General features: G+C 69.9%; 9 protein-coding genes. 1 reads left to right on the top strand and 8 read right to left on the bottom strand.

Features of this window, described 5'->3' with window-relative positions; translation table 11 throughout:
• Positions 1-27 precede the first annotated feature (27 nt).
• The 3 genes from P1P70_RS32250 to P1P70_RS32240 all read right to left on the bottom strand — a co-directional run bounded on the left by P1P70_RS32250 (position 28) and on the right by P1P70_RS32240 (position 2437).
• Complete coding sequence (locus P1P70_RS32250; RefSeq protein ID WP_319244099.1) at positions 28-1329, bottom strand: extracellular solute-binding protein; 1302 nt, start codon at positions 1327-1329, stop codon at positions 28-30.
• 224 nt (positions 1330-1553) lie between these two features.
• A complete protein-coding gene (locus P1P70_RS32245; protein ID WP_005486786.1) occupies positions 1554-1835 on the bottom strand; it encodes a DUF3039 domain-containing protein in 282 nt (93 codons plus the stop codon).
• Between the two features lie 29 nt (positions 1836-1864).
• Complete coding sequence (locus P1P70_RS32240) at positions 1865-2437, bottom strand: YqgE/AlgH family protein (RefSeq protein WP_319244097.1); 573 nt, start codon at positions 2435-2437, stop codon at positions 1865-1867.
• A 366-nt stretch (positions 2438-2803) separates the two neighbouring features.
• Here P1P70_RS32240 and murA point away from each other — a divergent pair, with 366 nt between their 5' ends.
• Positions 2804-4150, top strand: a complete 1347-nt coding sequence (gene murA, locus P1P70_RS32235) for a UDP-N-acetylglucosamine 1-carboxyvinyltransferase (RefSeq protein ID WP_319244095.1) — start codon at positions 2804-2806, stop codon at positions 4148-4150.
• Between the two features lie 209 nt (positions 4151-4359).
• On the opposite strand, the gene P1P70_RS32230 is transcribed toward murA, so the two are convergent.
• The 5 genes from P1P70_RS32230 to P1P70_RS32210 form a co-directional block, all read right to left on the bottom strand.
• Complete coding sequence (locus P1P70_RS32230) at positions 4360-4641, bottom strand: HU family DNA-binding protein (protein ID WP_005486790.1); 282 nt, start codon at positions 4639-4641, stop codon at positions 4360-4362.
• 270 nt (positions 4642-4911) lie between these two features.
• A complete protein-coding gene (locus P1P70_RS32225; protein ID WP_319244093.1) occupies positions 4912-6324 on the bottom strand; it encodes an NAD-dependent malic enzyme in 1413 nt (470 codons plus the stop codon).
• A 360-nt stretch (positions 6325-6684) separates the two neighbouring features.
• A complete protein-coding gene (locus P1P70_RS32220; RefSeq protein ID WP_319244091.1) occupies positions 6685-8982 on the bottom strand; it encodes a HelD family protein in 2298 nt (765 codons plus the stop codon).
• Between the two features lie 152 nt (positions 8983-9134).
• Positions 9135-9926: a zf-HC2 domain-containing protein gene (locus tag P1P70_RS32215; protein ID WP_319244089.1), complete on the bottom strand. Its 792-nt coding sequence runs from the start codon at positions 9924-9926 to the stop codon at positions 9135-9137.
• Between the two features lie 29 nt (positions 9927-9955).
• Positions 9956-10531 (bottom strand): sigma-70 family RNA polymerase sigma factor, encoded by a 576-nt coding sequence (locus P1P70_RS32210; RefSeq protein WP_013003188.1) that lies wholly within the window; start codon positions 10529-10531, stop codon positions 9956-9958.
• Positions 10532-10835: the final 304 nt, after the last annotated feature.

Below are 10835 nucleotides of genomic sequence, written 5' to 3'. Positions count from 1 at the left end.
CCCCCCACCCCGTTAGGCGCCCCCCGCTCAACCGGCGGAGCCGAACGCATCGTTCATCTGCTTCGCCGCGTCCTCCGACGCCTCGGCCACGTCCTTCTTGCCGCTGACGACCTCCTGGAACATCGTCGGAAGCACCAGCGACGCGTCGATCTGCGCCCACGCCGAGGACGCGGGCACGAACTTCGTGCCGGAGGACAGCGTCTTCACGAACGGCTCGATGAACGGCTCCTCCTTCGCCGCCTCGGCCCGCACGTCCGTGTACGTGGGCAGGAAGCCCATCGCGTCGAAGAGTTCGCCCTGGGTCTCCTTGGACGTCAGCCGCTTCATCAGGTCGACGGCGAGGGTGCGGTGCTTGGTGCTCTTCAGGACGCCGACGTTGTTGCCGCCCGCGAACGCCGGGGCCACCGAGCCGGACTTCACACCCGGAAGCGGTACGACCGCGTACCTGCCCTTGACCTTGCCGGCCTCCACCGCCGCGTGGCTGAAGTCACCGCCGATCGCCATCCCGGCCTTGCCCGCGGCGAACGCGGTGACCGTGTCGTTGCCGCCCATGCCCGCGCACTTGGCGGCGGGGCAGTTGTCGTCGCCGAAGAGCGAGGTGTAGGCCTCGATGCCCTTCCGGGCCGCCGCGCTGTCGATGGTCGAGGCGTACGAGCCGCCCTTGCCCTCGGCTATCTCGCCGCCGTTGGCCCAGACGAAGGGCATGGCACCGTAGGTGTAGGCGCCGCCGACGACGAGGCCGTACAGGTCGGGCTTGGCGGCCCGGATCTGCTTGGCGGTGGCGGCCAGCTGGTCCAGGGTCTTCGGGACTTCGAGGCCCAGCTCCTCGAAGACGTCGGTGCGGTAGTACAGGGCCCGGACGCCCACGAAGAAGGGCGCCCCGTAGACCTTCCCCTCGACCGTGACGGACGTCTTGGCGGTCGGGTCGGAGGACTCGGCGTCGGACCAGCCGTTGAACTCCGTGGTCACGTCGGCGAGTCCGCCGTCCTTCACGTAGCCGGCGGTGTCCGTGTTGCCGTACTCGATGACGTCGGGGGCGCTCTCGGGATCGTTGAAGGCGGCCTTGATGCGCTGGGCGCGGGTCTCGACGGGGATGTACTCGACCTTGGCCTTCGCGCCGTCGTGCGCCTTCTCGAAGGCGGCGACCACCTTGTCGACGACCTGCTGCTTCGGCTCGTTGCTCACCTCCTGGAAGAGCCACACCCGGAGGGTGCCGGTCTTCTCGTCCTCCCCGGCGGAGGAGTTGTCGGAGGTCTGGGGGGCACAGGCGGTCAGCCCGGCGAGGGCCAGTGCCGCTACGGGCGCGGCGAGTCGGGCGGCGAGCTTCATCGAGCGAATCCTCCGGAGGGGGGAGCGGAGCGTTGCATTCTCCGCAACGGACGTTCTGCTCTACACAACACACCGGAGGCTATGGAGTACATGAACATGACCACAAGAGGTCTCAACCACCTTGTGATCCGAAGAAGCGTTCCCTGCAACGGGGTTCAGCACGAAGGGCACGACAAAGCCCGGGGGCGCCTGCGCAGACGCTCCCGAGCCGATCGCGCCGTGGGTTACTTCTTGCCGTCGCCCTGGTCGTCGCCGCCCGCGCCGAGGGACTCGAAGATCTCCTTGCACATGGGGCACACGGGGTACTTCTTCGGGTCGCGGCCCGGGACCCACACCTTGCCGCACAACGCCACGACGGGCGTGCCGTCGAGGGCGCTCGCCATGATCTTGTCCTTCTGGACATAGTGGGCGAAGCGCTCGTGGTCGCCGTCGCCGTGCGACGTCTGCGGCGTCGGCTCGACGAGGGTCCCCGTACCAGTACCGCGCTCGGGCTCAAGAGTGCTCATGGAGCCAAGGGTACTGAAGCGCACCCGCATCAGTTGAGCGAAGGGTCGTCCGGATAGGTGGCCACCATCGCGAGTTCGCTGCGCTGGCGGCGCAGGACCTCCCGCCAGAGCCGTTCCGGGCACGGGCAGGAGACGTCGCCGGGTTCGGACTCGACGACGTACCAGGCGCCCTCCGCCAGTTCGTCCTCCAGCTGGCCCGGCCCCCAGCCCGCGTACCCGGCGAAGATGCGCAGCGAGCCGAGCGCGGAGGCCAGCAGCTCCGGCGGGGCCTCCAGGTCGACCAGGCCGATCGCGCCGTGCACCCGCCGCCAGCCGAGCGGGGTCCGGTCCACGGAACCGCCGCCGGGGATCACCGCGACCCCCAGCGCCGAGTCCAGTTGCACCGGACCGCCCTGGAAGACCACCCCGGGTTCGCCGGCGAGATCCGCCCAGCCCTCCAGGATGTCGCCGACGTCCACCGGGGTGGGCCGGTTGAGGACCACGCCGAGCGAGCCCTTCTCGTCGTGGTCGAGGAGCAGCACGACAGCGCGGTCGAAGTTCGGGTCCGCCAGGGCGGGCGTGGCCACGAGCAGCCGCCCTGTGAGCGAGGACACCTCGGTCATGCCAGACATGATCCCGCATCCCGCCCCCGCGCGGGGAGCCAATCCCCCGAGCGGTGTGCGCGCAGCCATGAATCCAGGCCAGTGGCCCGCAGGGCCTCCGGCAGGGCGGTGGTGGGAGACGGGCGGGCGCACCGGCACGAACCCCGCGCACGGCCAATCCGGTGACCCCGCGTGGCCGGTGGTGAACGGTTCGTGTTGTGGCGAATCCATGACGTGGCTGAGAGGCCCTTGGGCTTACGGAAGGGGGGTGGGCGGCGATTACGCTAGCTCTCCGGCTCGCGCCGCGCCGACCCCCGCACCACGGGTCCGTCGGCCGTCCGCCCACGCCGCACACGCCTCTGCCCAACTCCACGGAACGCGAGATCCATGACCGTCAACGGCTCTGACGACGTACTGCTTGTACACGGCGGCACCCCGCTCAGTGGCGAGATCCGTGTCCGCGGTGCGAAGAACCTCGTACCCAAGGCCATGGTCGCCGCGCTGCTCGGCAGCGGTCCGAGCCGGCTGCGCAACGTGCCCGACATCCGCGACGTACGGGTCGTGCGCGGGCTGCTGCAGCTGCATGGCGTAACGGTCCGCCCGGGCGACGAGCCGGGCGAGCTGGTGATGGACCCGACGAACGTGGAGAGCGCGAACGTCGCCGATATCGACGCCCACGCCGGCTCCTCCCGCATCCCGATCCTCTTCTGCGGCCCGCTGCTGCACCGCCTCGGCCACGCCTTCATCCCCGGTCTCGGCGGCTGCGACATCGGCGGCCGGCCGATCGACTTCCACTTCGAGGTGCTGCGGCAGTTCGGCGCGAAGATCGAGAAGCGGGAGGACGGCCAATACCTGGAGGCACCGCGTCGGCTGCGGGGCACGAAGATCCAGCTGCCGTACCCGTCGGTGGGCGCGACCGAGCAGGTGCTGCTCACGGCCGTCCTCGCGGAGGGCGTGACGGAACTCGCGAACGCGGCGATCGAGCCGGAGATCGAGGACCTGATCTGCGTCCTGCAGAAGATGGGCGCCATCATCGCGATGGACACCGACCGCACGATCCGCATCACCGGTGTGGACTCGCTCGGCGGCTACAACCACAAGGCGCTCCCGGACCGCCTGGAGGCCGCCTCCTGGGCGTCCGCCGCCCTGGCGACCGAGGGCGACATCTACGTCCGGGGCGCCCAGCAGCGCTCGATGATGACGTTCCTGAACACCTACCGGAAGGTGGGCGGTGCCTTCGAGATCGACGACGAGGGCATCCGCTTCTGGCACCCGGGCGGCCAGCTGAAGTCGATCGCGCTGGAGACGGACGTCCACCCGGGCTTCCAGACCGACTGGCAGCAGCCCCTGGTCGTCGCCCTGACGCAGGCCACCGGCCTCTCGATCGTCCACGAGACGGTCTACGAGTCCCGGCTGGGCTTCACCTCCGCACTGAACCAGATGGGCGCGCACATCCAGCTCTACCGCGAGTGCCTCGGCGGCTCGAACTGCCGCTTCGGCCAGCGCAACTTCCTGCACTCGGCGGTCGTCTCCGGCCCCACCCGGCTGCAGGGCGCCGACCTGGTCATCCCCGACCTGCGCGGCGGGTTCTCGTACCTCATCGCGGCCCTGGCGGCCCAGGGCACGTCCCGGGTCCACGGCATCGAGCTGATCAACCGCGGCTACGAGAACTTCATGGAGAAGCTCATGGAACTCGGCGCCAAGGTGGAACTGCCGGGCAAGGCGCTGGGCTGAGCCGTGCCCTGAGAAGCAAGGAGCGCAACCCCTGCTTCTCAGGGGCGCGGGGCTGTGACATCTGCGGCTCCGCCGCGGGGCGCGACCGGCCACGACGGACCCGCAGCCGTATACACACGACGATGGGGGCGGCACCTGGAAGACCAGGTGCCGCCCCCATCAGGCGTTCTACGCGCGCCACGCCATCCCCGGAAGGACGGACGGCAAGGTTACTTGCCCTTCGCCGCTTCCTTGAGCTTGCTGCCCGCGGAGACCTTCACGCTGTAGCCGGCGGGGATCTGGATCGGGTCGCCGGTCTGCGGGTTGCGAGCGGTGCGAGCGGCACGGTGGGTGCGCTCGAAGGTCAGGAAGCCGGGGATGGTGACCTTCTCGTCGCCCTTGGCGACGATGTCGCCGACGACCTCGGCGAACGCGGCCAGCACGGCGTCGGCGTCCTTGCGGGTCACCTCGGCACGGTCGGCCAGCGCGGCCACCAGCTCACTGCGGTTCATGTTGTTACTCCCGTGTTCTTCTTGCCGTTGAGGCGGACCCAGGTCCGTCGTCAGACCATCGCGCCCAGAAACGCATCCTGCACTCACCTGCGGCGGGAAAGCCAATCCGGCACCCCTGGGGAGTCACACGAACACCCTCGGGAGTCACCCGAACGCCCATGGGGGCCGTGGCAGGCCTGAGCTTGGCCGCCACACTAAAGGGCGGCGCAAGCCCTCCGGCCCCGCGACGCGCCGAGGGCGGGGGGCCGTGGCCACCGTCACAACGGGGGTTCAGGCCGAGGCCGCCGCCTTCGCGGCCTCGCGGACCGCCCCGGCGACCGCGCCCGCGACCTTGTCGTTGAAGACGCTCGGGATGATGTAGTTCGGGTTCAGCTCGTCCTCGGTGACGACGTCCGCGAGGGCGGTCGCGGCGGCGAGCATCATCTCCGTGTTGACGGTCCGGGACTGGGCGTCGAGGAGACCGCGGAAGACACCCGGGAAGACCAGCACGTTGTTGATCTGGTTCGGGAAGTCGGAGCGGCCGGTGGCCACGACGGCCGCCGTCTGCCGGGCGACAGCGGGGTCGACCTCGGGGTCGGGGTTCGCGAGCGCGAACACAATGGCGTTGTCGGCCATGGCGGACACGTCGTCGCCGTCGAGGACGTTCGGGGCGGAGACGCCGATGAAGACGTCGGCGTCTCGCACGGCCTCCTTGAGGGTGCCCGTGAGGCCCTCGGGGTTGGTGTTGTCGGCGATCCAGCGCAGCGGCGAGTCGGGGGCGGCGTCGACCAGGTCGGCGCGGTCGCAGTGCACGACACCGTGGATGTCGGCCACGACGGCGTTCTTCACACCGGCGGCGATGAGCAGCTTGAGGATGGCCGTACCGGCCGCGCCGGCGCCCGACATGACGACGCGGATGTCCCCGATCGCCTTGCCCGCGACGCGAAGTGCGTTGGTGAGGGCGGCGAGGACGACGATCGCGGTGCCGTGCTGGTCGTCGTGGAAGACGGGGATGTCGAGGGCCTCGCGCAGCCGGGCCTCGATCTCGAAGCAGCGGGGCGCGGAGATGTCCTCCAGGTTGATGCCCGCGAAGCCGGGGGCGATCGCCTTGACGATCTCGACGATCGCGTCGGTGTCCTGGGTGTCCAGGCAGATCGGCCAGGCGTCGATGCCGGCGAACCGCTTGAAGAGGGCCGCCTTGCCCTCCATGACGGGCAGCGCGGCCTTGGGGCCGATGTTGCCGAGGCCCAGCACGGCGGAGCCGTCCGTCACGACCGCAACGGAGTTGCGCTTGATGGTGAGGCGGCGGGCGTCCTCGGGGTTCTCGGCGATCGCCATGCAGACGCGGGCCACACCGGGGGTGTAGATCATCGAGAGGTCGTCACGGTTGCGGATGGGGTGCTTCGACGCCATCTCGATCTTGCCGCCGAGGTGCATCAGGAACGTACGGTCGGACACCTTGCCGAGCGTCACGCCCTCGATGTGGCGCAGCTGCTCCACGATCTCGTCGGCGTGCGCCGTGGAGGTGGCGGCGATGGTGACGTCGATGCGGAGCTTCTCGTGGCCGGACGCGGTCACGTCGAGGCCGGTCACCGAGCCTCCGTGGGACTCGACGGCTCCGGTGAGCTGGGAGACCGCGGTTCCGCTCGCGGGCACCTCCAGCCGGACCGTCATCGAGTAGGAGACGCTGGGCGCCGTTGCCATGGCCGACTTCCTCTGCTTTCGCGTACTTCTGCTACTGCGTTTGCTGCGTTTTGCCGTCCGATCGTCGCACCTACCGCCGAGTAGGCGTTAGCCGTCCGGGGTTGAGAACGTTTTGTTCTCAACGAGAAGAGGTCCACGTCACATTCGACGTGGACCTCTTCGTACGTTCAGTGGCACCGACCCGCCATGCTCGCCTCGCGGCAAGTGGTCGCTCGTAGCGACGAAGGTTGGGCCCGGGGGCTTGGATCGAGCCGGTGCCACCACCAGGCTAACAGGCGCCTCGGAGTTCGGGGAGTTGCTGGTGCGTCGGCGGGTGCAAGTGGTGTGTGGTTGCTCGCGCGCACCCGACCGACTGCCCGCTCAGTCCCGCAACAGGTCGGGGACGCCGTCCGCGTCCGGGTCGTCCCGCTCCGCCGAGACAACCGTCAGCTGCTGCGTCGCCCGGGTGAGTGCGACGTACAACACCCGCAGCCCCGCCGGGGACTCGTCCGCGATCTCCGCCGGGGAGACGACCACCGTGGCGTCGTACTCCAGGCCCTTCGCCTCCAGGCTGCCGAGGGCCACCACCCGGTCGCCGAGGCCGGCCAGCCAGCGGGCGGCCTCCTCCCGGCGGTTCATGGCGACCACGACGCCCACCGTGCCGTCGACGAGGTCCAGCAGGCAGGCGGCCTCCGCGCGGACCGTGCGGGCCAGGGTGTCGCGGGCTGCCGTGACGAAGCGGGGTTCCACTCCGGTGGAGCGGACCGCCGACGGGGACTCGGAGCCGGGCATGGCGAGCGCCAGCACCTTCGCCGCCAGTTCGGCGATCTCGGCCGGGTTGCGGTAGTTGACGGTGAGGGTGAAGCGGCGGCGCGGGCGGGTGCCGAGGGCCTCGTCGCGGGCCTCGGCCGCCTCGTCGGGGTCGGACCAGGAGGACTGGGCCGGGTCGCCCACGACCGTCCAGGTGGCGTGGCGGCCGCGGCGGCCCACCATGCGCCACTGCATCGGCGTCAGGTCCTGCGCCTCGTCGACGATGACGTGCGCGTACTCGGTCCGCTCCTGCGCCAGCCGCTCGGCCCGCTCCCGTTGCGTCTCCTCGCGTACGGGCATCAGCTCCTCCAGGCCCGTGAGGTGGTCCAGCGGGTCGAGCTCGCGCTTCTTCCTGGGGCGGGCCGGGAGGCCGAGGATCGCCTGGAGTTCGTCGAGCACGGCGATGTCGTGGACCGAGAGGCCGTCCCGCTTCAGGGAGCGGGCGACGCGGCGGACCTCACCCGGGTTGAGGATGCGGCGGGCCCAGCGGCCGAGGCGGCGCTCGTCGGCCATGGCGGTGAGCACGCCGCGCGGGGTCAGCTCGGGCCACCAGGCGTCGAGGAAGGCGATGAAGGCGTCCTCGGTCGTGATGTCCTCGTCGAAGGAGGAGCGCAGTTCGGCGGCCAGCTCCGGGTCGGTGTGGCGGCCCGCCGCGCCCGACCGGTCCCAGAGGGCGTCCAGCAGCAGCTTGCGCGCACGGGGGCGCAGCAGGTTGACGGGGGCGGTGCCGCTGAGCGCGTTGCCGCGGACGCGGTCCAGGTCGGGGGCCTCCAGTTCGAGGCGCCGGCCGAAGGCTACGACCCGAAGGCGGGTGGGCGCGTCGCTCGACTCCAGGGCGCCCCGGGCGGCCTTTCGCAGCACCTTGAGCATGCGGTACGAGCCCTTGGCGCGGGCCACGGCCGGGGAGTCGTACAGCGTGGCCTCGGCGCCGTCGACGAGTGAGCCGATGGCGCGGATGGCGACCTGGCCCTCCTCGCCGAGGGAGGGCAGGACGCCCTCGGTGTAGGCGACGAGCAGCGGGGTCGGGGAGACGATCAGGATGCCGCCCGCGTACCGGCGCCGGTCCTGGTAGAGGAGGTAGGCGGCGCGGTGCAGGGCGACGGCCGTCTTGCCGGTGCCGGGGCCGCCCTCGACGTACGTCACGGAGGCGGCGGGGGCGCGGATCACCAGGTCCTGTTCGGCCTGGATGGAGGCGACGATGTCACGCATGGTGTGGCTGCGGGCCTGGCCGAGGGCGGCCATGAGGGCGCCGTCGCCGATGACGGGCAGTTCGCCGCCGTCGAGGTAGGCCGTCAGCTCGGGGCGCATCAGGTCGTCCTCGACACCCAGCACCTTGCGGCCCTTGGAGCGGATGACCCGGCGGCGGACGACGCGGCCGGGGTCGACCGGGGTCGAGCGGTAGAAGGGGGCGGCCGCCGGGGCCCGCCAGTCGATGACCAGCGGCGCGTACTCGGAGTCCAGGACGCCGATACGGCCGATGTGGAGCGTCTCGGCGATGTCGGCGGTCCGGTCGGGGCGGACCGCGCCCTCGGCCGGTTCGACGGCGGTGTACGCGCCGTCCGGTCCCTTCTTGCCGTCCTTGCCCCGCAGCAGGTCGATCCGCCCGAAGAGGAAGTCCTCGAACTCGTTGTTCAGGCGGTTCAGGTGGACTCCGGCCCGGAAGACCTGGGCGTCCCGCTCGGCGAGCGCGCCGGGGGTGCCGACCTGACCGCGCTTGGCCGCGTCGTTCATCAGGAACTCGGCCTCGTGGATCTTCTCCTCGAGGCGCCGGTAGACCCGGTCCAGATGTTCCTGTTCGACGCCGATCTCCTTCTCACGTACCGAGTCGTGAGCGGAGTCGAGCGTTTCCTGCTGAACCTGAGCGGCCACCCGGGCCCCCTTCTGACGTGCTGGGCAGCCGTCCACCGTACGCGAAAAGGACCCCGTCAGGCTATGTGCCCGACCGGGTCCGTCCGCTGTTCGCCGCGAGCGTGTCCGTTTCGTCTCGACGCGTACGCCTCGACGTGTTTCGCCTCGACGCGTTACGCCTTGACCGAGACGAGCTTCTTGCCGCTGAAGGTCAGGACCTCGAAGTGGTCGATCTCGTCGGGGGTGAAGGCCGCGCCGCCGTGGACGTAGAGCGGGTTCTTCGCCTGCTCCGTCGTGGCGTTCTTGATGCCGTAGCCCCACTTCGGGACGGACCAGGAGGTGACCGTCTCACGCTCGCCGTTCTTGCCGACGGCGATCAGCGAGCACTTCTCCGGGCCCTTGACGTTCTTCAGCTCCAGGACCGCGTGCGTGCCCCAGGCCTTGGACTCCATGCCGACCGTGGCGCTGACCTGGGTGGCCGCGTCGGTGGACGAGACCTTGTCCGCCGCGCTGATCCCCATGAAGGCGTCCTTGGCCGGGCTGGCGACCACGGTCCGGTTCTCGGGCTCGTCGCCCCCGCCGCCCGTCGTCGCGAACACCGCCGTCGGGCCGCCGACGATCAGGGCCACGCCGGCCGCCAGCATGAAGAAGTTCCGCCGGCTCTTCTTCGCCCGGTGCTGGACGACCTCGCCCACGAGCCGGTCCGCGAGACCGGTGGTCGGTTTCACGGACAGGGACTCGCCGATCGCCGGCGTGCCCTGGGCCGCGGGCAGGTCCGCGAGCGCGGCCAGCATCGGTTCCATACCGGCCAGCTCGTCGAGCTGTTGTCCGCACCACTCGCACGTGGCGAGATGCATCTCGAACTGTGTGGCCTCGGCGTCGTCCAGTATCCCGAGGGCGTACGCGCCGACGGTCTCGTGGATGTTGTCGCCGGAACCTTGGGCTCCTTGCACAGATCCGGGCATTCCCGGTCCATACCCCCCGTAGATGTTGCTCATGCCGTCACCCCGCGCTCCTCTAGAGCCAGCTTCATCGACCGCAGGGCGTAGAACACCCGGGAGCGGACGGTGCCACTGGGGATGCCAAGCGTCTCGGCCGCCTCATTGACCGTACGCCCTTTGAAATAGGTCTCGACCAGGACCTCCCTGTGGGCAGGGGTCAGGTCGTCCAGCGCGTCCGACAGTGTCATCAGCCACAACGCCTTGTCGATCTCGTCCTCCGCGGGGATGACCTCCAGCGGCGACGGGTCGACCTCCTGCGGCCGGGCCTGCCGGCTGCGGTGGCCGTCGATGACGATGCGACGTGCGACCGTCACCAGCCAGGGGCGTACCGATCCGGTCGCTCGATTGAGCTGACCGGCGTTCTTCCAGGCCCTGATGAGAGTTTCCTGCACAACGTCCTCGGCACGCTGGCGGTCGCCCGCGACCAGACGCAGCACGTACGCGAGCAAGGGTCCAGCGTGCTCGCGGTACAGCGCGCGCATCAGCTCCTCGTCTGGCTCTGAGGGCTGTGATGCGCGATGTCGTGCCCTGTGCGGGCGTTCATCGGCCACAGCGGAATCCTTGCGCACGGCTACCTCCGGTGTCCGGGGGTTCCCCCAGTCGGTCGCTCACATCGGGATACGTAGGTAACCAGTTGTGTGTTCAGAGTTGAGCCACAACTTTCTCGATTAAACGCGGGAAAGATGAGGCAGGCGAGGGACAAGTGCGGCCATATCCGGGCTTAAACCGGCACGCATGGACGGGAATTGTGAAGACACCCGCGCTGCGATGTGAAAAACAGCACTGCTGCTTCTTTACGGCTGCCCGGGGTTTGCCCAACTGCTCGGCAGGGTAGGGCCTGTCTCTTATAAAAATTTCCGAGCCCAGGAGAAA

It is taken from the genome of Streptomyces sp. MB09-02B (assembly GCF_033794485.1).
GTDB lineage: Bacteria > Actinomycetota > Actinomycetes > Streptomycetales > Streptomycetaceae > Streptomyces.
Note: the sequence above shows the minus strand (reverse complement) of the source record. Positions and strands in the feature narration are given on the sequence as shown.